Annotated in this window: 23 protein-coding genes; 14 read left to right on the top strand and 9 right to left on the bottom strand. The window is 70.9% G+C overall.

What is annotated here, in order from left to right:
* From ABZ297_RS19840 to ABZ297_RS19815, 6 genes are all read left to right on the top strand, one after another.
* A partial coding sequence (locus ABZ297_RS19840; RefSeq protein WP_355347829.1) for a tetratricopeptide repeat protein occupies positions 1–856 on the top strand: 856 nt, incomplete at its 5' end.
* Positions 853–1,731, top strand: coding sequence for a protein phosphatase 2C domain-containing protein (locus ABZ297_RS19835; RefSeq protein ID WP_355347826.1), 879 nt, complete (start codon positions 853–855; stop codon positions 1,729–1,731). The genes ABZ297_RS19840 and ABZ297_RS19835, both read left to right, overlap by 4 nt.
* Positions 1,724–3,016, top strand: a complete 1,293-nt coding sequence (locus tag ABZ297_RS19830) for a VWA domain-containing protein (RefSeq protein WP_355347823.1) — start codon at positions 1,724–1,726, stop codon at positions 3,014–3,016. Before ABZ297_RS19835 ends, ABZ297_RS19830 begins: the two co-directional genes overlap by 8 nt.
* On the top strand, positions 3,016–3,645 hold the full coding sequence (locus ABZ297_RS19825) for an FHA domain-containing protein (protein WP_355347821.1): 630 nt from the start codon (positions 3,016–3,018) through the stop codon (positions 3,643–3,645). The genes ABZ297_RS19830 and ABZ297_RS19825 overlap by 1 nt, the downstream gene beginning before the upstream one ends.
* On the top strand, positions 3,642–5,012 hold the full coding sequence (locus ABZ297_RS19820; RefSeq protein WP_355347818.1) for a hypothetical protein: 1,371 nt from the start codon (positions 3,642–3,644) through the stop codon (positions 5,010–5,012). Before ABZ297_RS19825 ends, ABZ297_RS19820 begins: the two co-directional genes overlap by 4 nt.
* Positions 5,009–5,818 (top strand): glutamate ABC transporter substrate-binding protein, encoded by an 810-nt coding sequence (locus ABZ297_RS19815; protein ID WP_355347816.1) that lies wholly within the window; start codon positions 5,009–5,011, stop codon positions 5,816–5,818. Before ABZ297_RS19820 ends, ABZ297_RS19815 begins: the two co-directional genes overlap by 4 nt.
* Positions 5,819–5,904: 86 nt before the next feature.
* On the opposite strand, the gene rpoD is transcribed toward ABZ297_RS19815, so the two are convergent.
* The 3 genes from rpoD to dnaG form a co-directional block, all read right to left on the bottom strand.
* Positions 5,905–7,008: an RNA polymerase sigma factor RpoD gene (rpoD, locus tag ABZ297_RS19810; RefSeq protein WP_355347813.1), complete on the bottom strand. Its 1,104-nt coding sequence runs from the start codon at positions 7,006–7,008 to the stop codon at positions 5,905–5,907.
* A gap of 264 nt (positions 7,009–7,272) precedes the next feature.
* Positions 7,273–8,097, bottom strand: coding sequence for a hypothetical protein (locus ABZ297_RS19805; RefSeq protein ID WP_355347810.1), 825 nt, complete (start codon positions 8,095–8,097; stop codon positions 7,273–7,275).
* 668 nt (positions 8,098–8,765) lie between these two features.
* Positions 8,766–10,613, bottom strand: coding sequence for a DNA primase (dnaG, locus tag ABZ297_RS19800; RefSeq protein ID WP_355347807.1), 1,848 nt, complete (start codon positions 10,611–10,613; stop codon positions 8,766–8,768).
* 173 nt (positions 10,614–10,786) lie between these two features.
* Between dnaG and ABZ297_RS19795 the strand changes: the two genes are divergently transcribed.
* Positions 10,787–11,683, top strand: coding sequence for a M23 family metallopeptidase (locus ABZ297_RS19795; protein WP_355347832.1), 897 nt, complete (start codon positions 10,787–10,789; stop codon positions 11,681–11,683).
* Here ABZ297_RS19795 and ABZ297_RS19790 read toward each other — a convergent pair.
* Positions 11,652–12,809 (bottom strand): FAD-dependent oxidoreductase, encoded by a 1,158-nt coding sequence (locus ABZ297_RS19790; RefSeq protein ID WP_355347804.1) that lies wholly within the window; start codon positions 12,807–12,809, stop codon positions 11,652–11,654. The genes ABZ297_RS19795 and ABZ297_RS19790 overlap by 32 nt on opposite strands.
* Positions 12,810–12,833: 24 nt before the next feature.
* Positions 12,834–14,054 (bottom strand): deoxyguanosinetriphosphate triphosphohydrolase, encoded by a 1,221-nt coding sequence (locus ABZ297_RS19785; RefSeq protein ID WP_355347801.1) that lies wholly within the window; start codon positions 14,052–14,054, stop codon positions 12,834–12,836.
* An 81-nt stretch (positions 14,055–14,135) separates the two neighbouring features.
* Between ABZ297_RS19785 and ABZ297_RS19780 the strand changes: the two genes are divergently transcribed.
* Positions 14,136–15,626 (top strand): M48 family metallopeptidase, encoded by a 1,491-nt coding sequence (locus ABZ297_RS19780; protein ID WP_355347798.1) that lies wholly within the window; start codon positions 14,136–14,138, stop codon positions 15,624–15,626.
* On the opposite strand, the gene ppdK is transcribed toward ABZ297_RS19780, so the two are convergent.
* Positions 15,612–18,269: a pyruvate, phosphate dikinase gene (ppdK, locus tag ABZ297_RS19775; RefSeq protein WP_355347795.1), complete on the bottom strand. Its 2,658-nt coding sequence runs from the start codon at positions 18,267–18,269 to the stop codon at positions 15,612–15,614. The two genes, ABZ297_RS19780 and ppdK, sit on opposite strands and share 15 nt — an antisense overlap.
* A gap of 349 nt (positions 18,270–18,618) precedes the next feature.
* On the opposite strand from ppdK, the gene ABZ297_RS19770 reads away from it, so the two are divergent.
* Positions 18,619–19,110, top strand: a complete 492-nt coding sequence (locus tag ABZ297_RS19770) for a hypothetical protein (protein ID WP_355347792.1) — start codon at positions 18,619–18,621, stop codon at positions 19,108–19,110.
* A 106-nt stretch (positions 19,111–19,216) separates the two neighbouring features.
* Here the strand turns inward: ABZ297_RS19770 and ABZ297_RS19765 are convergent, their stop codons facing one another.
* Both ABZ297_RS19765 and ABZ297_RS19760 read right to left on the bottom strand, forming a co-directional pair.
* Complete coding sequence (locus ABZ297_RS19765) at positions 19,217–20,602, bottom strand: glycine--tRNA ligase (RefSeq protein ID WP_355347789.1); 1,386 nt, start codon at positions 20,600–20,602, stop codon at positions 19,217–19,219.
* A 94-nt stretch (positions 20,603–20,696) separates the two neighbouring features.
* On the bottom strand, positions 20,697–21,011 hold the full coding sequence (locus tag ABZ297_RS19760; RefSeq protein WP_355347786.1) for an antibiotic biosynthesis monooxygenase family protein: 315 nt from the start codon (positions 21,009–21,011) through the stop codon (positions 20,697–20,699).
* A 36-nt stretch (positions 21,012–21,047) separates the two neighbouring features.
* On the opposite strand from ABZ297_RS19760, the gene ABZ297_RS19755 reads away from it, so the two are divergent.
* From ABZ297_RS19755 to ABZ297_RS19735, 5 genes are all read left to right on the top strand, one after another.
* Entirely contained in the window at positions 21,048–21,407 is a 360-nt protein-coding gene (locus ABZ297_RS19755; RefSeq protein WP_355347783.1) for a DUF6703 family protein, read from the top strand.
* 247 nt (positions 21,408–21,654) lie between these two features.
* On the top strand, positions 21,655–22,551 hold the full coding sequence (locus ABZ297_RS19750; protein ID WP_355347780.1) for a metal ABC transporter substrate-binding protein: 897 nt from the start codon (positions 21,655–21,657) through the stop codon (positions 22,549–22,551).
* The gene (locus tag ABZ297_RS19745; RefSeq protein WP_355347777.1) at positions 22,548–23,321 is read left to right on the top strand and encodes a metal ABC transporter ATP-binding protein; all 774 of its coding nucleotides are present in this window, start codon (positions 22,548–22,550) and stop codon (positions 23,319–23,321) included. The genes ABZ297_RS19750 and ABZ297_RS19745 overlap by 4 nt, the downstream gene beginning before the upstream one ends.
* Positions 23,321–24,193: a metal ABC transporter permease gene (locus ABZ297_RS19740; protein ID WP_355347774.1), complete on the top strand. Its 873-nt coding sequence runs from the start codon at positions 23,321–23,323 to the stop codon at positions 24,191–24,193. The genes ABZ297_RS19745 and ABZ297_RS19740 overlap by 1 nt, the downstream gene beginning before the upstream one ends.
* Positions 24,190–24,579, top strand: coding sequence for a transcriptional repressor (locus ABZ297_RS19735; protein ID WP_350805652.1), 390 nt, complete (start codon positions 24,190–24,192; stop codon positions 24,577–24,579). Before ABZ297_RS19740 ends, ABZ297_RS19735 begins: the two co-directional genes overlap by 4 nt.
* Here ABZ297_RS19735 and ABZ297_RS19730 read toward each other — a convergent pair.
* Positions 24,519–25,436 carry a DMT family transporter gene (locus tag ABZ297_RS19730; RefSeq protein WP_355347771.1) on the bottom strand — a complete coding sequence of 306 codons (918 nt, stop codon included), beginning with the start codon at positions 25,434–25,436 and terminating at the stop codon, positions 24,519–24,521. The two genes, ABZ297_RS19735 and ABZ297_RS19730, sit on opposite strands and share 61 nt — an antisense overlap.
* Positions 25,437–25,470 lie beyond the last annotated feature (34 nt).

Below are 25,470 nucleotides of genomic sequence, written 5' to 3'. Positions count from 1 at the left end.
GGCGGCCGTGACCGCGCTGCCCGTGCCGCTGGCCGACCCGGAGGACCCGGCGGCCGGCGCGCTGGCGGGTCTGGTCGGACGCAGGCCGCAGCAGCTCGTCACGGAGGTGGCGGCGATGCCGCGGACCCCCGAGACCCGGCTGACCCTGGCCAGGCTGCTCGCCGAGCAGGCCTCGCCCGACGCGGCCGACGCCCTCGACGAGGCCGACGCGGCGCTGCCCGGCGACTGGCGGGTCACCTGGTACCGCGGGGTGCACGCGCTGGCCTGCGGGGACGTGGACACGGCGGTGCCGCTGTTCGACGCGTCCTTCTCGCTGCTGCCCGGCGAGTGCGCGCCCAAGCTGGCCCTGGCCTTCGCCCTGGAGTGCGCCGGCCAGGACGCGACCGGCTGGTACGAGAGCGTGTGGCGCACCGACCACTCCTACGTCAGCGCCGCGTTCGGGCTGGCCAGGGCGGGCCGTATGGGGGTGCTGGACGAGGTGCCGACCTCGTCCAGCCACCGGTTGGCCGCCCAGCAGGCGATGGTGGCCGCCGTCGCCAGGCAGTCGCAGCTCCAGACGCTCACGCACGGCGAGCTGACGGCCTCCGCCGACCGGCTCGCGGACCTGACCGACCTCGACGCGCGCCGCCGCGAGCACCTGACCGCGGAGCTGCTGGAGACCGCCCTGAGCTGGCTGGAGGAGCACGGTAGCGCGCCCCCGGACCTCGATCTGGCCGGAGCCGAGTTCACCGAGCGGGGAGTGCGCAAGCGGCTCGAGACGCTCTTCCGCAGGCTCGCCGTCGCCGCCGACACCCGGCAGGAGCGCCACGCCCTGGTCGACCAGGCCAACGCCGTCCGCCCCAGGACGTGGCTGTGAACTGCCCCGTCTGCCAGGCGCCCGTCCTGTTCGGAGACTTCTTCTGCGAGGCGTGCGGGCACTCGCTCAGCTCCCCCACCTGCGCGTCCTGCGGAGCGGCGGCCGTGGACGCCGAGGGCTACTGCGAGCACTGCGGCCTGCGCCAGCCCACCGGCAGAGACCACGCCGAGCTGGAACTGGACGGCGGCGCGGCCGGGGTCACCGACAGGGGCCTGCGCCGCGTCCGCAACGAGGACGCGATGGCGCTGCTGTCCACCGCGGCGGGCACAGTGGCGGGCACGGTGGCGGGCACGGTGACAAGCACAGCGGCGGGCACGGTGACAAGCACGGTGGCCGTGGTCTGCGACGGCGTCGGCAGCTCGCCGCGCGCCGACGAGGCCGCGTCCGTGGCGACGGAGACCGCGTCCTCCGCCCTGGCGCGCGGCGCGACCTCGGAGGAGGCGTTCGAGCTGGCCCGCCAGGCGGTCGCCAAGCTGGCCACCTCCGTCGAGGACTCCCCCGCCTGCACGTACGTCTCGGCCGTGGTCGAGCAGGGGCGGATCACGCTCGGCTGGGCGGGCGACAGCCGCGCCTACTGGCTGCCCGACGGCGTGCTGCTCACCGAGGACGACGCCGCCCCGACCGGCGAGATCACGTCCTGGCTCGGCGCCGACGCGGGCGACGTCAGGCCGCGGGTCCGCGTCATCACCCCGCAGGCGCCCGGCCACCTGCTCGTGTGCAGCGACGGCCTCTGGCGCTACCTGGACGGCTACACCTTCCCCCGGTCCGGGACCCCCCTCGACATGGCCCGCGAGATGCTGCGCCACGCGCTCGACTCGGGCGGCCACGACAACGTGACCATCGTCCTGATTCCTCTTGGAGGCACACATGGGTGACCAGCCCACCTTCACCTTGCACATCGACCAGAACAAGTACCTGCCGCTGGACGGCCGCGAGGTGCACGCCATCCTCACGATCACGTCCACCGGGACGGTCACCGGGGCCGCCGCGCCCAGCTCGCAGGCCGCCGAGGTGATCATCATCGACACGTCCGGCTCGATGAGCGGTTCCAAGATCCGCGACGCGAGGCAGGCCGCCGCCACCGCCGTCCAGACGTTGCGCGACGGCGTGAACTTCGCGGTCATCGCCGGGACCGAAACCGCCAAGGTGATCTACCCGCGCGGCGACCAGCTCATCCAGGCCTCGCCCGCCACCCGCTCGGAGGCCCAGCAGGCCATCAAGCGGCTCAGTGCCGGAGGCGGCACCGCGATCGGCCGGTGGCTGCAGCTCGCGAGCCGCCTGCTCTCGGCGCACCCCCAGGCGATCAGGCACGCCATCCTGATGACCGACGGGCAGAACGGCGAGCGGGAGGACGTGTTCGCGTCCGCGCTGGCCTCCTGCGAGGGCTCCTTCGTCTGCGACAGCCTCGGCGTCGGCGACGACTGGGTCCCCGCCGAGCTGCGGAAGGTCGCCGAGGCGCTGCTCGGCACCTTCGACTTCGTCAGGAACCAGGGTGACCTGGCCGAGTACTTCCGCCAGCTCACCCAGACGTCCATGAGCAAGACCGTGGCGGAGCTGGCCATGCGCGTGTGGGTGCCGCAGACCGCCACGCTCAAGTTCGTCAAGCAGGTCTCGCCCACGCTGCTCGACCTCACCGGCAAGCGCACCGACGTCAACCCGCTGACCGGCGACTACCCGACCGGCTCGTGGGGGGCGGAGGACCGCGAATACCACCTGTGCGTGGAGGTGCCGCAGGGCCAGATCGGCCAGGAGATCCGGGCGGGCTGGGTCAAACTGCTGCGTCCCGACACCCAGGAGGTCTTCGCCAGCGGCAACGTGCTCGTCCAGTGGACCGACGACCTGGCCCAGTCCACGCAGATCAACAGGAAGGTCGCCCACTACACCGGGCAGGCCGAGCTGCACGAGCTGATCCAGGACGGCCTGAGCGCCAGGGCGGCCGGCGACGTCGGCGTGGCCACCGCCCGCCTGGCCAAGGCCAGGGAGCTGGCCGTCGAGTCCGGACGCTCCGACACCGCCAGGCTGCTCGACAAGGTCGTCGAGGTGGACCCGGGCAGCGGCACGGCCCGGCTGCGCAGCAACGTCGACAAGGCCGACGAGATCGAGCTCGACACCGGCTCGGTCCGTACCAGCAGGCTCCGCAAGAGCGAGGAGGACAGCTGATGGCGACCTGCCCTCAGGGCCACGCGTCGGGCGACGACGAGTACTGCGACACCTGCGGCGCCCAGATGGCGGCCGCCCCGGCCGCCTCCGCCGCTCCGGCCGAGGCGACGCCGGCGGTGGATAGCTGCCCGATCTGCCAGGCACCGCGCGCCGGGCAGTTCTGCGAGGTGTGCGGCCACGACTACACCGGTGCCAGCGGGCCCGTCATCGCGTCCGTGGCGGGCGTCCGGTGGGAGGCGGTCACCGCCGCCGACCGGGCCTACTACGACGAGGTGATCGCCGAAGGCGGTCCCGACGCGAGCGCGGTGGCGTTCCCGCCGTACTGCCCGCAGCGGTCCTTCGCGCTCGCCGGCGACCAGGTGCGCATCGGGCGGCGCAGCCGGGCGCGCGGCGTCCAGCCGGAGATCGACCTGACCGGGCCGCCCGAGGACCCCGGGGTGTCGCACCTGCACGCCGTCCTGCTCGCGCAGCAGGACGGCTCGTGGACGCTGGTCGACCCGGGCTCCGCCAACGGGACGCGGGTCAACGGCAAGACCCTCACCGTCAACGTGCCGGTGCCCGTCGGCGCCGGCGACCGCGTCCACCTGGGCGCGTGGACGGTCATCACGATCCGCGAGGGCACCCCGTGACCGCCGTCGCGGCCCGCCCCGCGCACGTGCCGGTCACCGGGCCCGCACAGCGGAACGTGCCCGGCCGCATCCGGGTCGTCTCGGGCGTCACGGTCGCCGCGCTGGCCCTGTTCTTCGCCGCGCTCGCGGTGGGCAGCGGCACCGCCCGCGACGGCCTGCAGGTGATCGGCCGTGACGCCGGCCCGCAGGTCGTCGCCACCACCGGGCTCTACCTCGGCCTGAGCGACATGGACGCGCAGGTCGCCGACGCGCTGCTGATGGGCAGGGACTACGGCCAGCAGCGCCAGGCCGCCATCGCCCAGTACGAGCGGCGCCGCTCGGAGGCCAACCAGGCGCTGATGAAGGCGTTCGAGCTGGCCGGCGACAACCCGGCGGACCGCCAGACCGTCCAGTCGGTACTCGACGGCCTCGGCCGCTACGAGCGGCTGGCCGGGCAGGCGCTGCTGCTCGACACCCAGGCCGACCACCGGGCCGGGCCGCCGCCGAAGACGGTGGTGGACATCTACCGGCAGGCCACCGACCTGATGCGACTGGTGCTGCTGCCGCAGGCCTACAACCTGACCCTGGAGAGCGGCACCATCGTGCGCCGCACCTACGACGAGAAGCAGACCATGGTGCCCGCCCTGAGAGCGGCGGTCACGGTGGCGGGCCTGCTCGCGCTCGCCTGCCTGATCTGGCTGCAGTTCTACCTGGCGCGCCGCTTCCGCCGGGTCTTCGCGCTCGCCCTGCTGGCCGCGACGGCGGTCACCGCGGTGGCGCTGATCGCCGGCGTCAAGGTGCTCAGCCAGGACGAGAGCGACCTGCGCACGGCCAAGCGCAGCGGCTTCGACTCGGTGCTGACGCTGGCCAAGGCCCGCGCGATCAGCAACAGCATGCAGGGCGACCAGAGCCGCTACCTGCTCGACACCGGCCGCGCCGACACCTACGAGCACACCTTCCTCGACAAGTCGCAGAGGGTGATCTACCTGGAGGCGGGCAACCTGGAGACCTACCACGCCAAGGTCGCGCAGGGCTCGAAGGACTACCTGGGCCTGCTCGGCACCGAACTGTCAGGCCCCGACGGCCAACGCGCCCTGGACGCCTTCACCCGCTTCCAGAACGCCGACACCACCTTCCGCAGCCTGGCGGCACAGGGCAAGCCCACAGAGGCGGTGGCGGCCAGGCTGGGGGCCGTCCGCAGCGCCTTCGACGGCTACGACAAGGCGCTGATGGCGCTGGAGGACCAGCACGAGGCCGTGTTCGACAAGGCCATCACCTCGGGCGGGTCGGCGCTGGACAACCTGTGGCGCCTGCTCCCGTTCGCGATCGCCGGCATCGGCCTCCTGGTCATCGCAGGAGTCTGGCCACGACTCAGGGAGTACAGATGAGGCGCCTCCTGCCGGTGACGCTCCTGGCCGCCGCGCTGCTGGTGGCGGCCTGCGGGACCTCGGGCCCGGTCACGATCATGGACAAGGACACGATCGTCATCGGGGTCCGGCCTGACCTGCCGTCCGTGGGGTTCCGCAACGCCAAGGGGGGCTTCGAGGGGTTCGACGTCGACGTGGCCAAGTACATCGCCAAGAAGCTGGACAAGGGCGTCCAGTTCCGCCAGGTGCTGGCAGCGGACCGGGAGAAGGTCCTGGTGAACGGGCAGGCCGACATGGTGCTGGCCACGTACACGATCAGCGAGGACCGCAAGGCGAAGGTGCTCTTCGCCGGCCCGTACCACATCTCCTACCAGGACATCCTGGTCAGGCCCGACGAGGGCGGCGTCCACAACGTGCGAGACCTCAAGGGGCGCAGGATCTGCGAGGTCCAGGGGTCGAACGCGGCGCAGCGGGTCGTGGAGGAGCGCAAGGTGGCCGCCCAGGTGGTGCCGGTACGCGACTACGCGGCCTGCCTGTCTGCGCTCAAGTCCAACACGGTGGACGCCATCACCACGAACGACGTGATCCTCGCGGGGCTCGCCAAGCGCGACGGCTCCGGGCTGCGCCTGGTGAACGCCCAGTTCAACGAGCAGCGGACGGGCGTCGGCATGCGCAAGGGCGACGTCGAGGGCTGTGAGGCGGTCAACCGCGCTATCACCGACATGTACCAGGACGGAACGGCCAGCAAGCTCCTGCACCACTGGTTCGGCACCTCGGGGCTCGACCTGAGCACCATCGCGGTCCCCCAGTTCGAGGGCTGTTCCTGACGAAGCCTCCGAGGATGTCTCTGCCGATGGCGGAAACGCGACGGCGGGCCCGGGATCGCTCCAGGCCCGCCGTCGTGCGCGGTGGTCTAATCCAGGTAGTCGCGCAGCATCTGCGCTCGGGTCGGGTGGCGGAGCTTGGCCAGGGTCTTGGACTCGATCTGCCTGATCCGCTCCCTGGTGACCCCGAACTCCCTGCCCACCTCCTCCAGCGTGCGCGGATGCCCGTCGGCCAGGCCGAAGCGGAGCTGGATGATGCGCTGCTCCCGGTCCGACAGCGTCGCCAGGATGTCGTCGAGCTGGTCCTGGAGCATGATGAAGGCCGCGGCCTCCATGGGCACGACCGCGTCGGCGTCCTCGATGAAGTCGCCGAGGTCGGAGTCCTCCTCGCCGATCGGCGACTGCAGCGAGACGGGCTCCTGGGCGATGCGCTGGATCTCCACGACGCGGTCGACGGGGAGGTCCATCTCCTTGGCGATCTCCTCGGGGATGGGTTCGCGCCCGAGGTCCTGGTGAAGCTGGCGTTGCACCCTGACCAGCTTGTTGATGGTCTCCACCATGTGCACGGGAATGCGGATGGTGCGAGCCTGGTCGGCTATCGCCCGGGTGATGGCCTGCCGGATCCACCAGGTGGCGTACGTGGAGAACTTGTAGCCCTTGGTGTAGTCGAACTTCTCGACCGCGCGGATGAGCCCGAGGTTGCCTTCCTGGATCAGGTCGAGGAAGAGCATGCCCCTGCCGACGTACCGCTTCGCGATCGACACCACGAGCCGGAGGTTGGCCTCGATGAGACGCTGTTTGGCCCGCGTGCCCTGCCAGACGAGCTCTCTGAACTCCGGGAAGGCCAGCCGTGAGACCCCGCTGGCCAGTTTGTCCTCGGCGAACAGGCCAGCCTCGATCGACTTGGCGAGCTCCACCTCCTCTTCGGCTGTCAGCAGCGGCACCCGGCCGATCTCCCGCAGATAGATACGGACCAGATCGCTGGTCGGCGCCCGCTTGCCGACATCCTCCTCATCGGCGCGGGTGGTCTCCTCGTCGCCCTGGGGCTCGAGGACCTCCACACCGTTCTCGGCGAGCATCCGCACGACGCGCTCCAGCGCGTCGGACGGCAGCTCGGATCGGTCAAGCGCGGCTGCGACGTCATCGACGGTTACGCTTCCGCGCTCCCTTCCCTTCGCGACGAGATCCGCCACCTGATCAACAGTTGGCGGTCCACTCGGCAGCACCGATGCACCCACGGGACACAGTCTGCAGTATTGGTTCCATAAAATGGCAGACCCATTTTTGGCACTGAAGGTAAGACGGCGGTGCTTACCGAATTGAGATCCATTTAAGGTTTAGCCGCAGATTGATCAGGAAAGTAAAGTCAATTACGCGAACCGGATAGCCGCGCCCGGCGGCCGCCTCAGCCGGGCGTCTTCCTTCGCCTGCCCGATCAGTGGCGTTTTCCCAGGACGTCAGCCTCCCGCGTGGTAGGGATGAACTCCTCGCGGAATCGCGTACGTGTCGGCGATCTCGGTGGATCCGGAGGCCACATCGACCCTGACACGCCCCGCCATCCGGTCGCCGCCGATCCGCAGCATGACCTCGCCGGGGCCCGTCCATGCCATGGCCGCCGGGCGGTATCCCCGATACAACGGGATCCGCTGCACGATTTGCTTTGATATGACGTCATATATCGCGAGACCTGGCTCTTCTCCCGGAACGTACGTCGCGACAGTCCGCCCGTCCGGCGACAGCGCGGCTGCCTTGTCCGACAGTTCGGTATCGGGCAGGTTGCGGCCCACCACCTGTGGTGGAGCGTCCCGCCGCAGCACCTGGCCGCGCAGGTCCGTGACGAGCACGTCGCAGGTGTCGCCGACCCTCTGCACCATCAGCGCCTCGTCGTCGCCAAACCCGGCGAAGTGCATCTGGTCGTTCCCGGACCGGGACGAGCCGACCCTCCGGCCGGTGCCCGTGTCGAACACGTCCACGCGCGTGTCGAGGTTCTCGGTCACGTACGCGAGCAGCCGGCCGTCCTGCGACAGGACGAGCCGCGTCGCGTCCGCCCCGGCCTCCTTCGGCTGCTTCACTCCCTTCATCACCCGGACGCCGCCGCCCAGCCGGTAGGTCACCACCGCCCGGTCGACGGCCCTGACATACGCCACCCGCGTCCCGTCCGCGCTGACGGCGACCGGAGCGGCCCCGACGCCGCGCGCGACCTCGGGCAGCGCGCGCTTGCGCCCGTCGCGCAGGACGACTGTCAGCGTCCCGCACGGCCGCCCCTTGCAGACCTTCTGCACGGCGTAACGAATCCCCCCACCCTCACCGGAACCCGGTGAACCAGCCAGCCCCGCCGAGGCCGCTGGGCCACCCGAACCGGCCGAATCCGCCAAGCCGGTCGAGGCCGCTGGGCCACCCGAACCGGCCGGGGCCGCCAGGCCGCCTGAGCCCGCCGAACCTGCCGGGCCTGCCACGACCGGCAGCGCGAGTGCCGCTGCCGCCACGATCCATCGTTTCATCGCCTGGGCCCATCGTCGGTGATCCGGTATCTGTCGAGCTTCCTGAGCACGCCCGTCGAGGCGTCCCGTGCGTTGACCCGGGTGTCGGAGAACCCCTGCCCGGCGTCCCCTTCCCGCTGGGTCGGCTCCAGCCGCCCGCCCGGCCCCCAGGAACGGCCCTGACAACAGCCCCAGCCGCACGAGCCCCGTCCCGGTGAACCCCCCGCCCCGGCGAGCCACGGCGGCGCGGGCCACGGCCGTGTGGGGCGTGTGGGGCGCTGCCCCCGCCGCCCCGGCCGGCACGAGGACGCCGGGCGTGGTCTTGGCTTTCACACTCGGGTTAGACAGCACGCCCAACCGGAAGGTTGGATCACGAACAGATCACACCTGGCACTCCAACCACAGAAGCCCAACAGCCCACACGATCGGCTGCCCCGCCCCGGCAGCGAACAGCGCTCGCCGCCGGGCCGTCAGCTGCCTGCGGCTCGGTCGCGGAGGACTCGGCGCTGCTGTTCCAGCGCCACCAACTCGCCGAACAGCCTGTTGTACTCCTGCTGCTCCTCCACCGGGTTCAGCCGCTGGATCCGGGACTTGACCTGCGCGATGGCCCGGTCGACCGCGATGGCCTCGATGGCCGCCAGCATCGCCACGCCGTAACGCTCCTCGACGTGCGCATCGGCCTGGATCCCCTCCACGGCGAACCGGGTGACCAGCGCCCGGCCCGCCTCGTCGAGGGCGTGCTCCAGCAGCCGGTCGACCCACTCGCGCCCGCCGTGGCCCGCCGCCGCGGCCCCGCCCGCGGCGGCGATCAGCTTGTGCAGGACCACGTGGTCAGGCGCGGTGAACGCCTGCGGGTCGAGCGCGTCGAAGCGCGGCCCGAGCAGGGCGGGGCGCTGCACGGCCAGCTTGAGCAGCTCGGCCTCGACCCGGACGTTCGGATCGACGGGCGCGGCCTGAGGCGCCCGTCGGGGACGCCCCTGCTGCTGCTGGGCCCCACCGACCTCGGCGATGCGCTGCATGACGAACCGCTCGTCCATGAAGCCCAGCCAGCGGTCGAGGTCGATCGCGTACCGCTTGCGCAGGCCGACGTCCTTGATGCCGGCCACGATCGGCGCGGCCGCGTCGAGGGCGGCGATCTTGCCTTCGTTGCTGCGCAGGTCGTAGCGGCTGATCGTGCTGCGGATGGCGAACTGGAAGAGCGGCTCGCGGCTGGCGATGAGGTCGCGCACGGCCGCGTCGCCCTGCTTGACCCGCAGGTCGCAGGGGTCGAGCCCGTCGGGCTGGACGGCCACGTAGGTCTGGGTGACGAACTTCTGCTCGTCGGCGAAGGCGCGCAGCGCGGCCTTCTGCCCCGCAGCGTCGCCGTCGAAGGTGAAGATCACCTCACCGCGGAACTCGGCCTGGTCGAGCAGGAACCGCCGCAGGATCTTGATGTGCTCCTCGCCGAAGGACGTGCCGCACGTGGCCACGGCGGTGGGCACTCCGGCCAGGTGGCAGGCCATCACGTCGGTGTAGCCCTCGACGATGACCGCCTGCGACCGCTTGGAGATCTCGCGCTTGGCGAGGTCGATGCCGTAGAGCACCTGACTCTTCTTGTACAGCGGCGAGTCGGGCGTGTTGAGGTACTTGGGGCCGTCGTCGGAGTCGAGCAGCTTGCGCGCCCCGAACCCGATCACGTCGCCCGTGGCGTCGCGGATCGGCCACACGAGCCGCCCCCTGAACCGGTCGATGGGGCCGCGCCGCCCCTCCTTGGCCAGCCCGCCCTTGACCAGTTCCGCGGCGGTGAACCCGCGCCCCATGAGGTGCCGGGCCAGCGCCTCCCACTCGGCGGGGGCGTAGCCGACCCCGAACGCCTCGGCGTCGGCCCGTTCGAACCCGCGCTCCGACAGGAACCTGCGCCCGGGCGCGGCGTCGGGGCTGAGCAGCTTCTCCGCGTAGAACTCGGCCGCCGCCCGGTGCGCCTCGACCAGCCGGGCGCGCTCGCCCTGGTCGCGTTTGGGCACGTAGCCGCCCTGCTCGTACTGGAGCTGGATGCCGGCCCGCTGCGCGAGCCGTTCGACGGCCTCGCCGAACGACAGGTGCTCGATCTTCTCGACGAACGTGATGACGTCGCCGCCCTCGCTGCAGCCGAAGCAGAAGTACATGCCCCGCTCGGGGGTGACGTTGAACGAGGGGCTCTTCTCGTCGTGGAACGGGCAGAGCCCCTTGAGGTTGCCCCCGCCGGCGTTGCGCAACTGGATGTGCTCGCCGATCACCTCGGCGATGGGAGATCGCTCGCGAACGAGCGCGATGTCGACGTCACGGATCCGGCCAGCCACGCCGGTGAGTCTATTCCCGCCCACTGACAACACCGACCCTCGTCACCGTTTCCCGTCGCGGCAAGACGGGTGTCACCTCGGGGAGCCAGAAGCGGGATTCGTGTCATGGCTGTGACCGCTCTCGGCTACAAAGGTAAAGGTTGTCGTTGGATACGGTGACACGGGTGGAGATCATGCGATCGGGGAATCTTGCGCGTTGGGCGGCCGTCGCCGGCGCCGTGCTGCTGACCAGCGCCTGCGGGCAGGCGAACGCCGTGGCGGGCATCAGCGCCCAGTCACCCACCACCGCCCCGCCCACCACCGCCCGGTCCGCCACCGCGACGACCCCGCAGCCGTCACCGTCCGACGAGAAGCCGTCCGACCAGACGTCCTCTGACCAGACGCCCTCTGACCTGAAGCCGCCGAAGGGCGACGCGCCCGTCAGGGTGCCGCCCCCCAAGCTGTCGAAGTTCACCTACGTCTTCCCCGTCAAGGGCTGCACGACGACCTACCAGCGCAAGCTGCTGGTGCTGCCCAAGACGACGATCTGGGCGGGCAAGGGGTGCGCGTTCGTGGCCCCCGTCGGGGGCGTGGTGGACGAGGTGAACACCAGGAACAAGTGGCGGCCCTCCACGGACGTGGGCGCCGACCGCGAGGGCAGGTTCGTCACGATCATCGGCGACGACGGCGTCCGCTACCTGGGCGGGCACCTCGACGCCGTCTCCGACGCCATCAAGCCGGGCATGCGGGTCAGCGCCGGCCAGTTGCTCGGCTCGGTCGGCAACTCGGGCAACGCCCGCGACACCGGCTCGAACCTGTACTTCGCGATCTCGTGGAAGGCCGCCCCCCGCGCCTGGTGGGTGCGCCGCGGCATGGTCGAGCCGTGGGACTACCTGGACGCCTGGCTGACGGGCAACCGCACCTTCTCCCCCAGGGACGAGACCCTGGCGCTGCGCCGAAAGCTGGGTGAGGAGCCGGCCTGCGCCGTCCAGTGCAAGCCCAAGAAGGTGCCGCAGTCCACGAAGACGACGACAGACCAGCCCAGCGACCCGGACGTCATCAGTCCGACGACAACTCCTTGGGGTCGATAGCGGCGCCCGAGCGGATCAGGTCCTGGATCTCGCGGACGACGTCCCACCTGTTCACGTTCATCCCGGCGATCACCCTGCGGTCGCGCAGCCAGTAGGCGATGAAGTCCAGATCCTCGACCGAGCCGCGGTAGACCACCTCGTCGTAGCCGGTGATGTCGCCGGAGAACTCCATGCCCAGCTCGTACTGGTCGGTGTAGAAGTACGGGATCTTGTCGTAGACGGCGTCCTGCCCGAGCATGGCCCTGGCAGCGACGGGGCCGCCGTTGAGCGCGTTGGCCCAGTGCTCGACCCGGATCCGCCTGCCGTACAGGGGGTGGAACGCCTCGGCGACGTCGCCTGCGGCGAACACGTCCGGGTGCGAGGTGCGCAGCGAGGCGTCGGTCAGGATGCCCTCGCCGACCTCCAGGCCCGCCTCGCGGGCCAGGCCGGTCTCGGGCACCGCGCCGACGCCGGCGACGACGACGTCGGCGTCAAGGCGCTCGCCCGTGCTGAGCCGCACGCCGGTCTCGGTGATGTCCGCGACGCCGGTGCCGAGCCGCAACCCGACGCCGTGCCTGCGGTGCAGCGCCGCGAAGACGTCGCCGAGTTCGGGCCCGAGCGCCCGATGCAGCGGCGTGGGCTCCGGCTCCAGGATCGTGACCTCGCAGCCCGCCTGGCGAGCCGCCGCGGCGCTCTCCAGGCCGATCCAGCCGGCGCCGACGACGATCACCCTGCCGCCGGCCGCGAAGCGCTCCCTGATGGCCTCGCTGTCACCGACGGTACGCAGGTAGTGCGCGGGCCCCGGCAGGCGGCGCGGCGTCGCTCCTGTCGCGATGAGCAGCTTGTTGTACGGCTGGCTGGAGCCGTCGTCCAGTCTGACGACGTGCTGGTCGAGGTCGACGCCGGTGGCCCGCAGGCCGAGCCTGAGCCGCACGCCGTGCTCGGCGTACCAGCCGGACGGATGCACGAAGATCTTCTCGCGCTCGCTCCTGCCCTGCAGGTACTCCTTGGACAGCGGCGGCCGCTCGTAGGGCCGCTCGCTCTCCGCGCCTATGAGGACGATCTCGCCGTCGAAGCCTTCCTCGCGCAACGTCTGCGCGGCCTTGGCCCCCGCCAGGCCCGCGCCGACGATCACATGTGTGGTCATGCGGGCAGTATGCGCCCGACGGGTTCATCGGGAAAGGCGCTTGTGCCAGGCGACCGCGGACGTGTCGGTCAGGGAGGCGATCTGGTCGATGACGACCCTGACGCGCCCGGCGTCGGAGGCGGCGGCCAGATAGGAGGGCCTGAAGGCGGGTTCGAGCGTGCCGGGCGCGCCGAGCGTGATCAGCGACGCCAGCTCGGTGATGAGGTCGCGCTGCCTGGCCTGGTTGGCGTGGTGGTCGTCGGTGGTCATGACGTAGTGCGCGGTGACCCCCTTGAGCAGCGCGCACTCCAGCCTGGTGGCGTGCGGCACGACGAGCTGGTCGCGGTGCCGGGGGCCGTAGACGTCCTTGGTGGCGGTCTGCGCGGAGCGGCAGAACCGGCCGATGAGACCGCTGGTGAGCGCCTTGAGGCCGGCCAGGTCGGCGAGCGTGGCGGCGAAGCTGCGCGGCCACAGCGGGTCGGCGATCAGCCGCGAGAAGACCTCCTCCAGCTCGGCGGGGTCGGCGTCGGGGGCGTACCAGACGCGGGTGACCTCGCAGACCTGCCTGCGCTCCGCGGGCGACAGGAGCGCCTCGGGCGTGACGTGGCCGGAGTGCAGGGCGTCCTCCAGGTCGTGCACGGAGTAGGCGACGTCGTCGGCCCAGTCCATGATCTGCGCCTCGAAGCTGACCCGCCCCTCGGGCGCGCCGTCCCTGATCCACTCGAAGACGGGCAGGTCGTCGTCGTAGACGCCGAACTTCGGCGACTTGCCGCGCGCCCACGGGTACTTGGTGGACGCGTCGAGGGCGGCCCTGGTCAGGTTCAGCCCGGCGCTGCGGCCGTCCTCGGTGAGGACCTTGGCCTCCAGCCTGGTCAGCAGCCGCAGGCTCTGCGCGTTGCCCTCGAAGCCGCCGCACGAGCCCGCCAGCTCGTTGAGCGCGACCTCACCGTTGTGCCCGAACGGCGGGTGGCCCAGGTCGTGCGCCAGGCACGCGGTCTCCACCAGGTCGGGGTCGACGCCGAGCGTGGCGCCCATCTCCCGGCCGACCTGGGCGCACTCCAGCGAGTGGGTGAGCCGGGTGCGCGGGATGTGCGCGCCGCCGCCGAGGGTCTCTCCCGGCCCGACCACCTGCGTCTTGGCGGCCAGCCGGCGCAGCGCGGCGCTGTGCAGGACACGGGCGCGGTCGCGTTCGAACGCGCCGCGCTCCGGGTTGCCGGGAGGTTCCGGCACCCAGCGCGCCTGGTCGTGCTCGTCATATCGGGCCATAAGTGCTGCGATTTTATCCGCTATTCGGTCTTCGGTAGGGTCAAGCCTCGCGAGAACCCCCTGCCCCGGGAGCCCTCCTCCATGACCACAGCGTTCCGCGCCGCGCTGGCCTTCGTGCTGCTCGCCGGCTTCTACGTCCTGGTCGGCCTGATCGTGGCCGCGGCCGTCTTCTTCGACGTGTTACTGATCGTGGACTTCCACGCCAACGCGCTGAAAGCCGCGATCGTGCTCACCGTGGCGGCGGGCGCGCTGGTGCGCGCTCTGATCATGGTCAGCCGCCGTGGCGGCGGCGAGCTCCCGGGCGTGCCGGTAACCCGGGAGCACGAGCCCGCGCTCTGGCAGACCGTCGAGGACCTGGCCCAGCGCGTGCGCACGGCGCCGCCGGACGAGATCCGGCTCGTCCCCGAGGTCAACGCGGCCGTCTCGGAGGACACCCGGTTCCTCGGCCTGAAGGCCACCAGGCGGCGCATGTACATCGGCCTGCCGCTGCTGCAGACGCTGACGGTGGACGAGATGCGCGCGGTGCTCGGCCACGAGCTCGGCCATTACAGCGGCGCGCACACCCGCCTGGGCGCGCCGGTCTACCGGGGCAGGGTGTCGCTGATCGCGACCGTGCAGGGCCTCGGCGACCATCCGTTCTTCCAGCGCCTGTTCACCCTGTACGCCAAGCTGTACATGCGGGTCTCGCAGGCCGTCTCGCGCAGGCAGGAGCTGGAGGCCGACCAGTTCGCGGTGACCATCGGCGGGCGCAAGGCGATGGCCGAGGCGCTCCGCAAGATCCACAACGCCGCGCTCGCCTGGAACCTGTACGCCTCCGGCTACCTGTCGATGACCGGGGCGGGCGGCTACCGTCCGGCGTCGGTGTTCGGCGGTTTCCACGCGCTGATGAGCGACGACGCCAGGCAGGCGGAGCTGGCCAGGCTGAGCGAGCAGCCGGAGGAGACCTCCCCGTACGACTCGCACCCGAGCCTGGCCGAGCGGCTGGCGGCGATCGAGCTGCTGCCCGAGCCGCAGCACGTCCCGGACCCGCGCTCCGCGCTGATGCTGCTGCGTGACCCGAACGTGGCCGTGCAGGCGGTCGAGCAGTCGATGTGGACTCCCGAGGCGCTGACGGGGCTGCGTGCGGTGTCGTGGGAGGAGCTGGTGGCCCACGGCATGTACGCGGCGCGCAACGCCGAGGCGCTGCATGACCTGGCGGTGGCGGGCCAGCAGGTGATGGGCGCGACCAGGCCGTACCTGGACGCGGCGTTCGAGGCGATCGCCCGCGGCCAGCAGGCCGCGCTGGAGGACCGGCTGCGGGAGCGCGGCTGGAACCCGTCGGAGACGCTGCTGTCGGGCGTCCTCGGGCAGGCGCTGGAGGCGGTGCTGATCAGGCACGGGCAGGCCCGCTGGACCCTGTCCTGGGCGGGCCCGGCCCGGCTGCTGTTCGACGACGGCGAGGAGGTCGCGCTGTCGGAGTACGCGGCCCAGGTCGCGGCCAACCCGTCAGCCGTGGCGGGGCTGCGGGAGTGGCTGGGCGACCTGGGCGTCCGGCACGACTACGTGCCGGAGGAGGCCTCAGCGGGTGTCTGAGTCGTTCTGCGTGAGGGCGGCGCGTGCCGCCTCCAGCCGGGCGACCGGGATGCGGAACGGCGAGCAGGAGACGTAGTCGAGGCCGGTCTCGTGGCAGAAGTGCACCGAGTCGGGGTCTCCGCCGTGCTCGCCGCAGATGCCCAGCTTGAGGTGCGGACGGGCGTTCCTGCCCTCCTCGGCGGCGATCCTGACCAGGCGGCCGACGCCGTCGCGGTCCAGGCTCTCGAAAGGTGAGACGCCGAAGATGCCGAGTTCCAGGTAGCGGGAGAAGAACGACGCCTCCACGTCGTCCCGGGAGAAGCCCCAGGTCATCTGGGTCAGGTCGTTGGTGCCGAAGGAGAAGAACTGGGCGGCCTCGGCGACCTGACCGGCGGTGAGCGCGGCTCTGGGCGTCTCGATCATGGTGCCGATCAGGGCGTCCACGCCGGCCTCTGCGAGGATCTTGGCGGCCTCCTCGCGTACCGACTCCAGCTCCTGGACGGCCGCGACGAGCGGGATCATGATCTCCGGCCTGGCACCGGGAACCTCCTTGGCCGCCTGGGCGATGGCCCGCACCTGCATGGCGAACAGGCCGGGGATGACCAGGCCGAGCCGGACCCCGCGCAGGCCCAGCATGGGGTTCTGCTCGTGCAGCCGCTTGACGGCGTCGAGCAGGCGGCGGTCCTTGTCGGTGGCGTTGCCGGTGGCCGCCTTGACCGAGAGGTCCACGATGTCGGGCAGGAACTCGTGGAGGGGCGGGTCGAGGAGGCGGATAGTAACCGGGTTATCCCCCATCGCTCGAAATATCCCGATGAAGTCGGACTTCTGGAGGGGCTCCAGCGCGTCCAGCGCCGCCTGGCGCTCCTCGTCCCCGGAGGCCAGCACCAGGTCCTCGACGAGCTGCCTGCGCTCGCCCAGGAACATGTGCTCGGTCCGGCAGAGCCCGATCCCCTCGGCACCGAAGCGGCGGGCCCTGGCCGCGTCCTCCGGCGTGTCGGCGTTGGCCCGGACACCGAGCGCGCGTACCTCGTCGGCGTGCCGCATGATCCGGTCCACGGCCGCGACGAGCTCGCCGTCCGCGACCGCGTGACGGCCGTGCTCCTCGCTCCCGCCCTCGAAGTACTCCACCACGGCGGAGTCCACGACCGGGACCTCGCCCAGGAACACCTCGCCGGTGCTGCCGTCGATGGAGATCACCTCGCCCTCGGTGACCTCCACACCGCCCGGCGCGGTGAAACGGCGCTCGCGGACGGACACCTCCAGCTCCTCGGCGCCGCACACGCAGGTCTTGCCCATGCCGCGGGCGACGACGGCGGCGTGCGAGGTCTTGCCGCCGCGGCTGGTGAGGATGCCGCGGGCGGCGATCATGCCTGACAGGTCGTCGGGGTTGGTCTCGCGGCGCACCAGGATGACGTCCTCGCCCCGGCCCGCGAGCTCGACGGCGCGCTCCGAGGAGAAGACGGCCTTGCCGACGGCCGCGCCAGGCGAGGCGTTCATGCCCCTGGCGATGCGCTTCCTGGCGGCTCCGGCGTCGAAGCGGGGGAACATCAGCTGGGCGAGCTGGTCGCCCGTGACCCGCGTGACGGCCTCGTCCATGGTGATGAGGCCCTGGTCGACGAGCTGGGTGGCGATGCGGAACGCGGCTGCGGCGGTGCGCTTGCCGACCCGGGTCTGCAGCATCCAGAGCTTGCCGCGCTCGATCGTGAACTCGATGTCGCACAGGTCCCGGTAGTGGTTCTCGAGCTTCTCCATGATCTGCAGCAGCTCGTCGTACGAGCGCCTGTCGATGCGTTCGAGCTCCTGGAGGGGGATCGTGTTACGGATGCCCGCGACCACGTCCTCGCCCTGGGCGTTCTGCAGGTAGTCACCGTAGACGCCCTGCTGGCCGGAGCCGGGGTCGCGGGTGAAGGCGACACCCGTGCCCGAGGTCTCGTCGCAGTTGCCGAAGACCATGGCGACGATGTTGACCGCGGTGCCGAGGTCGGACGGGATGCGCTCCTGGCGACGGTACAGGATCGCTCGGGGGGCGTTCCACGAGTCGAAGACGGCCATCACGGCCAGCCGCATCTGCTCGCGCGGGTCGGTGGGGAAGTCCCTGCCTGTCTGCTCGCGGACGAGGCCCTTGAACGTCTTGACCAGGCCCTGCAGCTCCTGGGCGTCGAGGTCGGTGTCCTGCCGGGTGCCCTTGAGCCCGTCGAGGGCGTGCTCGAACAGCTCGCCGTCGATGCCGAGGACGGTCTTGCCGAACATCTGGATGAGCCTGCGGTAGGAGTCCCAGGCGAAGCGCTCGTTGCCACCCGACTGCTTGGCCAGGCCGTGCACGGACTCGTCGTTGAGCCCGATGTTCAGGACGGTCTCCATCATGCCGGGCATGGAGAACTTCGCCCCTGAGCGGACGCTGACCAGCAGCGGGTCGTCGGCCTGACCGAGCTTCCTGCCCATCTGCCGTTCCAGCGCGCTCAGGTGCTCGGCGACCTCGTCCTCCAGGCCGTCGGGGACCGCGCCCTCCGCCAGGTAGTGGCGGCACGCCTCGGTCGTGATCGTGAATCCGGGAGGGACGGGCAGCCCGAGGTTGGTCATTTCGGCAAGGTTTGCTCCCTTGCCGCCGAGCAGGTCCTTGAGATCCTTGTTGCCCTCGGTGAAGTCGTAAACGTACTTGGCCACCACAGCTCCAATCAACGCCTCTGCCCCGGACTCTACCGGCGACAATGATGATGAAACTGCACTCATCGGTTAAGTCGTTGTTTCCCCTGGTAGATGGCCTACCACCGGTCTAATCCAATTAATATTCTGTTGATCGGAAATTGGTTTATACCAGTGGTTTACACCAATTTTTGAGAAAGGCAGGGATCGCACGGAATCGGAGGTATCCAGGAGAAATGCACCTCTGGCCACTCCCGCCACGCCAGCGCGTCACGGCCGCGTGAACGGCCTGATTCGCGGGCGTGGCCGATCTCGCACGAGGGGCCGTTTCGCGATCTCGGAGTGATCTTCGGCTGAGATCGTCGGGCCCATGGTCCCTTTATCGCGGGCAGCGACGGCCTGCCTGGCCCTGCTGATCTCCGGCTGCGCCGGCACGTCCGCCCCTCCAGCCCCCACGGCGAGCGCCGCCCCTCCCGCCCCGGCGGCGAGCGCCGCTTCTACCGACCCGGCGGCGAGCCCCGGTGTGGAGCGTTACGACGTCAGCGAGCTGCGGCCCGGCGACTGCATCGAGCCCATGCCGCAGGACGCGATCGTGACCGTCGTCCCCTGCGGCACGCCGCACAGCGCGGAGTTCGCCACCGTCTACGTCCTTCCCGAGGGGGACTATCCGGTGATCAACGAGATGCGGCGGCTCGCGGAGAACGGCTGCTGGCCCAGGATGCGGATCAAGGAGTCGGAACGCGACAGGATCGGCGTGACGTGGCTGGGGCCGGACGAGGCCGCCTGGCCGCGGAGCAGGACCGTGTACTGCTTCGCCGCCCCCTACGACGGCGGGAAACTGGCCGGACGGGTGATCAAGTAAAAAGCGGAACGCCCTGCTCCGGCCGTGTGCTTCCGATCTGTGCGGCGCGCCGGCGGGCGCGGTCGATCGGCACGGCCTGAGCAGGGCGTACTCAGGCGAACGCGGGTCAGTCGTTCAGGTGCTGGCGCAGGTAGCCGTCGACCTGGTCGAGGGAGATGCGCTCCTGGGCCATCGAGTCGCGCTCGCGGATGGTCACCGCCTGGTCTTCGAGCGTGTCGAAGTCGACAGTGATGCAGAACGGCGTACCGATCTCATCCTGGCGGCGGTAGCGGCGGCCGATCGCCCCGGCGTCGTCGAACTCGACGTTCCACCGCCTGCGGAGCTGGGCGGCCAGGTCGCGGGCCTTCGGCGACAGGTCGGCGTTGCGCGACAGTGGTAGCACCGCGGCCTTGACCGGCGCGAGCCGGTGGTCGAGCCGCATGACCGTGCGCTTCTCCATGACGCCCTTGGCGTTCGGCGCTTCGTCCTCGGTGTAGGCGTCGAGGAGGAACGTCAGCGTGGCCCGGTCGACACCGGCGGCGGGCTCGATGACGTACGGGACGTAACGCTCACCGGTGTCCTGCTCGAAGAAGCTCAGGTCGACGCCGGACGCCTTGGAGTGGGCGCTCAGGTCGAAGTCGGTGCGGTTGGCGATGCCCTCCAGCTCGCCCCACTCCGAACCGGCGAAGTTGAACCGGTACTCGATGTCGACGGTGCGCTTGGCGTAGTGCGACAGCTTGTCCTTGGGGTGCTCGAACAGGCGCAGGTTGTCCTTGTCGATGCCCAGGTCGGAGTACCAGCGGTAGCGCTCGTCGATCCAGTACTGGTGCCACTCCTCGTCGGTGCCGGGCTTGACGAAGAACTCCATCTCCATCTGCTCGAACTCGCGGGTGCGGAAGATGAAGTTGCCCGGCGTGATCTCGTTGCGGAACGACTTGCCGATCTGGCCGATGCCGAACGGGATCTTCTTGCGCGCCGACTGCTGCACGTTGAGGTAGTTGATGAAGATGCCCTGCGCGGTCTCAGGACGCAGGTAGGCCAGGCCCGATTCGTCCTCGACCGGGCCGAGGTAGGTCTTCAGCAGGCCGCTGAACTGCCGCGGGTCGGTGAAGGCGCCCTTGTTGCCGCAGTTGGGGCAGGTGATGTCGGCCAGGCCGTGCTCGGGCGCCCGGCCGTTCTTCTCCTCGAACGCCTCGATCAGGTGATCGGCGCGGAAGCGCTTGTGACACGACTGACACTCGGTCAGCGGGTCGGTGAAGGTCTCGACGTGGCCGCTGGCCTGCCAGACCTCGCGGGCCAGGATCACGGACGAGTCGAGGCCCACCACGTCGTCGCGGGCCTGGACCACCGACTGCCACCACTGCCGCTTGACGTTGCTCTTGAGCTCTACTCCCAGCGGTCCATAGTCCCACGACGCGCGCAGACCGCCGTAGATCTCGCTCGACGGGTATACGAGCCCGCGGCGCTTGGCGAGGCTGACGATGGTGTCCATGACGTCTGTACGGCGTGCCATGTGCTTGAGTCTCTTTCCGGCTGGAGGTCGGCGAGGGGTGGTTGATGAGATCCCAGCTTAGGGGACGTCGGGCCGCTCTCGCGCGCGACTATCTCTATGCCCGGTCTCGGCTGTGCACATCCTCGAAGGCGCTGGGTTCGTTGACCATGAGAGTCATCAGCGGGTACATCACCATCCTGGCGGCCGACAGCGCGCGCCGATAGAAGCCCGCGCCCTCCCACTCGGTGACCAGCGCCCACAGGTTGGGCTCGTCGACCGAGCGGGCCAGCCTGCCGCGCAGGTAGCCGGGCTGCTCGGCCAGCAGGTCAAGGACGGCATGGCTCTGCTTGACGAAGTCGTGGGACTGGGCCTCTGGGACGGTGTAGCGGATGACGGCGAGCACGCACACCAGGATGTCAGACGATCTCACACCGGCGGGCGTTTCCCGCGGCGCTAGGCTCGGGCCGTGGCCTCCAGAGACAACCGCCCCAGGCAGCGGCGCCCGCTTCCGGCCGGCGAACAGTTCTTCACGCCGGGCGCGACCGGCCTGCGCAAGGCCGTCGAGGCGCGCAGCGCGACCCCGATGACGTTCCTGTTCACGCAGGTTCCGCGGTGGGCGGCGCCGGCCGTGCTGGTGATCCTGTTGCTGACCGGCTTCGCCGTGCCGAACTGGCCGGGCGGCGTGGCGGTGCTGCCGGTGCTGGGGTTCGTGGGCTGGCTGGCGTACCTGTCATGGCCGTCGCTCGGGCTCGGCGGACGGCTCCTGCGGCTCGTCATGCTCGCCTTCCTCGCAGTGCTGGCCGCCGACCGCTTCGGAGCCTTCTAGCCCGTCCACCAAGGCCACCCGCACAGGCGTCACACCGGCAACCCGACCGTGTCGCCACTGGACGCGGCGGCCCACTCGCTGGAAGTGGCAGGTCGGCGCCCGCTCATGGCAGCCCCCTGAGGGCCGGCAAGTCGGCCCCTCCCCTACAGCCGCCCGCGGCCCGCCCGACCGAAGGCGGCGCGTTGGACTTTGACAATCATTTTCATTTTCCTCCATAATCGGTGGCGTGATGTCCAGAACGCCCCGAATGCGCACCGCATCGTTGCTATTGGCGGGAACCGCCCTGCTCGCCACCGCGGCCTGCGGAGCAGGCTCCGCGGAGTCCACGGGCGGCAAGCCCGACGTCGTCGCCGCCTTCTACCCCCTCCAGTGGCTCTCCGAGCAGGTGGGCGGCTCCGACGTGCGGGTCACGGTCCTGACGGCGCCCGGCGTCGAGCCGCACGACCTGGAGCTGGGCCCGCAGCAGGTGGCCCAGTTGGGCGACGCCGGACTCACCGTCTACATCAGGGGCGTGCAGCCCGCCGTGGACGACGCCGTCGAGCAGCACGCCGCCGACAAGGCCTTCGACGCCGCCACCGCGGTGCGGACCCTCCCCGCGGGCGAGCACGAGGAGGGCGGCGAGGAGCACACCGTCTCCTACGACCCGCACCTGTGGCTCGACCCGTCGCGGCTGGCCACCGTCGCCACCAAGCTCGGCGAGCGGCTGGCGCAGACCGACCCGGAGCACGCCAAGGGCTACCGCGACCGCGCCGCCAAGACCGCGGCCGCCCTGGGCGCGCTCGACCAGGAGTTCACCAAGGGCCTGACCACCTGCGAGAGCAAGACCCTGGTCACCGGCCACGAGGCGTTCGGCTACCTCGCCGACCGCTACCACCTCAAGCAGATCGGCATCACGCTCGACCCCGAGGCCGAGCCCTCCCCCGCCCGCATCGCCGAGGTCGCCCAGCTCGCCAAGGCCGAGAAGGTGACCACGATCTTCACCGAGTCCCTGGTCAGCCCCAAGGTCGCCGAGGTGCTCGCCAAGGAGGTCGGCGCGCAGACCCAGACGCTCGACCCGCTGGAGAGCAAGCCCTCCGGCGACTACCTGTCGGCCATGCGGCAGAATCTCAGAACCCTTCAAACCGCACTGAGGTGTACTGCATGAGCGAGACGGCCTTCGCGATGACCGACGGGCGGGTGACGCTCGACGGGCGCGAGATCCTGCGCGGCATCGACCTGACGGTCTGCCCCGGCGAGGTCGTCGCCGTCATGGGCGCGAACGGCTCGGGCAAGTCCACGCTGGTGCGCGCCCTGCTCGGCCTCACGCCGCTGTCCGGCGGGCAGACCCTCGTGTACGGCAGCCAGCCGGCCAGGTTCCGCGACTGGTGGCGCATCGGCTACGTCCCGCAGCGGCTCCAGGTCGGCGGCGGCGTGCCCGCCACGGTCCGCGAGGTCGTCGCGTCCGGCCGGATCGCCCGGCAGAGCAGGCTGCGCCGTACCAGCCCGGCCGACAGGGCGGCGGTGGCGAGCGCGCTGGAGTCCGTCGGCCTGGCGGACCGGGCGGGCGACCCGGTGCAGGCGCTGTCCGGGGGGCAGCAGCAGCGGGTGCTGATCGCCCGCGCGCTGGCGGGCGAGCCCGACACGTACGTGATGGACGAGCCCACCGCCGGCGTCGACGCCGACACCCAGCAGCTGCTCGCCGACACGCTGGCCACGCTGGTGCTCGACGGCAAGACCATCGTGCTGGTCGCACACGAGCTCGGCCCGCTCGAACCGCTCATCACCCGGGGCGTCCTGGTACGCGCCGGGCGGGTGGAACACGACGGCAGGCCGCCGCGTCCCGAGGGCGACTGCGCCAGGCCCGGGCACCAGCACGTGCACCCGCACGCCGCCGAGGCCGCCGCGGGCCCGCTGACCGGTTGGCAGGGAGAATGATGATCGAGCTGTTGCAGACCGAGTTCTTCCAGCTGGCGCTGGTCGCGGCGCTGCTGGTGGGCCTCTGCGCGCCCGCCGTCGGCACGTTCATCGTGCAGCGCAGGCTCGCCCTGCTCGGCGACGGCATCGGGCACGTCGCGCTGACCGGGGTCGCGCTGGGGTTCCTGACCGGCACCGCTCCCGTCCTGACCGCCGTGCTGGTGTCGGTGGCGGGCGCCGTGGCCATCGAGCTGGTCAGGGCGCGCGGGCGCACCAGCGGCGACGTGGCCCTGGCGCTGCTGTTCTACGGCGGCATCGCGGGCGGCGTCATGCTGATGGGCATCGCGCCCGGAGGCAGCAACGCCAAGCTCAACTCCTACCTGTTCGGCGCCATCGCGAGCGTCTCCTCCCAGGACATCTGGGTCATCGGCGCGCTGGCCGTCGCGGTGATCACCGTGGTGGCGGTCTTCGGCAGGGAGCTGTTCGTGCTCTGCCAGGACGAGGAGATGGCCAGGGCGAGCGGCCTGCCAGTGCGCTTCCTCAGCCTGCTCATCGCGATCACCGCCGCGCTCACCGTGGTCATCGCCATGCGGGTGGTCGGCCTGCTGCTGGTCAGCGCGCTGATGGTGATCCCGGTGGCCACCAGTCAGCAGCTCACCAGGGGCTTCCGCTCGACCATGGCGCTGGCCATGCTGTTCGGCGTGCTCGCCGCCGTGGGCGGGCTGCTCGGCTCGTCGCTGTCGCCTCGGGTGCCGCCCGGCGCCGCGATCGTTCTTCTCGCCCTCGCCGGCTTCGTCCTGGCGCTCGTTGTGGGTAGATTCGTACGGCGAGGCAGATCCCAGGAGTCGACAGTGAGCGAGCGTCCCAGCATGCGTGTCAAGGAGGTCGCATGACCACGAGGCGCGATGCCGTCCACGACACCCTCCGCCAGAGCGAGGGCTTCCGCAGCGCGCAGGACGTCTACGCGGAGATGCGCCAGCACGGCGCGAAGATCGGCCTGACCACGGTCTACCGGGCGCTCCAGGCGCTGGCCGACGGCGGCCACGTCGACGTGCTGCGCACCGACGACGGCGAGTCCGTCTACCGGGCGTGCACCAGCGACGACCATCATCACCACCTGGTCTGCCGGCGCTGCGGGCGCACCGTCGAGGTGGCGGGTCCCGCGGTCGAGCGGTGGGCCGAGGCGGTCGGCACCGAGCACGGGTTCACCGAGATCACTCACACGATCGAGGTCTTCGGCACCTGCGCGTCCTGCTCGGCGACGGTGCGGGCGGGCTGAGCCCGGCGCGAGCCGTACAGCACTCCCAGCACGATCACCACGCACCCGGCGAGCTGGAGCGGCGACGGGTGCTCACCGAGCGCGACCGCCGACAGCGCGACCGTCGTCATCGGCTGCACCAGCAGGAGCAGCGCGGTGAGCGCTGTCGGCTGCTTGGGCAGCGAGTACGTGATGAGCGACCAGCCGAGCAGCTGCGGCCCGAGCGCGAGCAGCAGCAGCCAGCCGTGCGCCGGCCAGCTCGGCGTGAAGTCGGCGCCGCCGAACACCGGGCTGAGCGCCGCGATGGCGAGGGTCGCCACCGTGGTGGCGTGCGCGAGCGGCCCGACCGTGCGGTCGGAACCGGCCTTCATCAGCAGCAGGAACCCGGCGTACGCGAGCGAGGTCGCCACGCCGAACACCACTCCGAGCAGCGGGTTCGCACCGTAGGCCGCGCTGTCGAAGAGCCCGGAGATCAGCACGACCCCGGCGAACACCACGGGCGTGGCGACCATGAGCCGGTTGGACGGCCGCTCGCGGAACACCGCCCAGGCGGCGAACGCCACGATGAACACCTGGAGATTGCCCAGGACGGTGGCGAGACCCGCGCCCACGTAGTCGATCGCGTGGTGCCAGAACAGCAGGTCGAACGCGAACAGCAGACCCGCGGCCCAGGCCAGGTAGCGGCTCCTGGCGGGCAGCGGCCCGAACCGGCGCCGCTCCAGCCAGGCCATCACCAGCAGCGGCGGCACCGCGTACGCGCACCGGAACAGGGCGGAGGTCGCCGGTGAGACGCCCGACAGCCGCACCAGGGGCGCGGATGTGGAGATGATGAGGGCTCCGGCCACCGCGATCAGCACGATACGGCGATGTGCACTCACAGAGACCCCTGACACTGGAATGGAGAGATACGCT

It is taken from the genome of Nonomuraea sp. NPDC005983, assembly GCF_040614375.1.
Taxonomy (GTDB): Bacteria; Actinomycetota; Actinomycetes; order Streptosporangiales; family Streptosporangiaceae; genus Nonomuraea.
Note: the sequence above shows the minus strand (reverse complement) of the source record. Positions and strands in the feature narration are given on the sequence as shown.

Excerpts from the sequence above, each read along its gene's own strand:
- ABZ297_RS19740 (WP_355347774.1), top strand. The coding sequence starts at position 23,321 with ATGATCGAGCTGTTGCAGACCGAGTTCTTCCAGCTGGCGCTGGTCGCG.
- ABZ297_RS19750 (WP_355347780.1), top strand. The coding sequence starts at position 21,655 with ATGCGCACCGCATCGTTGCTATTGGCGGGAACCGCCCTGCTCGCCACC.
- ABZ297_RS19825 (WP_355347821.1), top strand. The coding sequence starts at position 3,016 with ATGGCGACCTGCCCTCAGGGCCACGCGTCGGGCGACGACGAGTACTGC.
- ABZ297_RS19815 (WP_355347816.1), top strand. The coding sequence starts at position 5,009 with ATGAGGCGCCTCCTGCCGGTGACGCTCCTGGCCGCCGCGCTGCTGGTG.
- ABZ297_RS19780 (WP_355347798.1), top strand. The coding sequence starts at position 14,136 with ATGACCACAGCGTTCCGCGCCGCGCTGGCCTTCGTGCTGCTCGCCGGC.
- ABZ297_RS19745 (WP_355347777.1), top strand. The coding sequence starts at position 22,548 with ATGAGCGAGACGGCCTTCGCGATGACCGACGGGCGGGTGACGCTCGAC.
- ABZ297_RS19790 (WP_355347804.1), bottom strand. The coding sequence starts at position 12,809 with ATGACCACACATGTGATCGTCGGCGCGGGCCTGGCGGGGGCCAAGGCC.
- ABZ297_RS19770 (WP_355347792.1), top strand. The coding sequence starts at position 18,619 with ATGGTCCCTTTATCGCGGGCAGCGACGGCCTGCCTGGCCCTGCTGATC.
- ABZ297_RS19765 (WP_355347789.1), bottom strand. The coding sequence starts at position 20,602 with ATGGCACGCCGTACAGACGTCATGGACACCATCGTCAGCCTCGCCAAG.
- ABZ297_RS19735 (WP_350805652.1), top strand. The coding sequence starts at position 24,190 with ATGACCACGAGGCGCGATGCCGTCCACGACACCCTCCGCCAGAGCGAG.
- ABZ297_RS19785 (WP_355347801.1), bottom strand. The coding sequence starts at position 14,054 with ATGGCCCGATATGACGAGCACGACCAGGCGCGCTGGGTGCCGGAACCT.
- ABZ297_RS19830 (WP_355347823.1), top strand. The coding sequence starts at position 1,724 with ATGGGTGACCAGCCCACCTTCACCTTGCACATCGACCAGAACAAGTAC.
- ABZ297_RS19795 (WP_355347832.1), top strand. The coding sequence starts at position 10,787 with ATGCGATCGGGGAATCTTGCGCGTTGGGCGGCCGTCGCCGGCGCCGTG.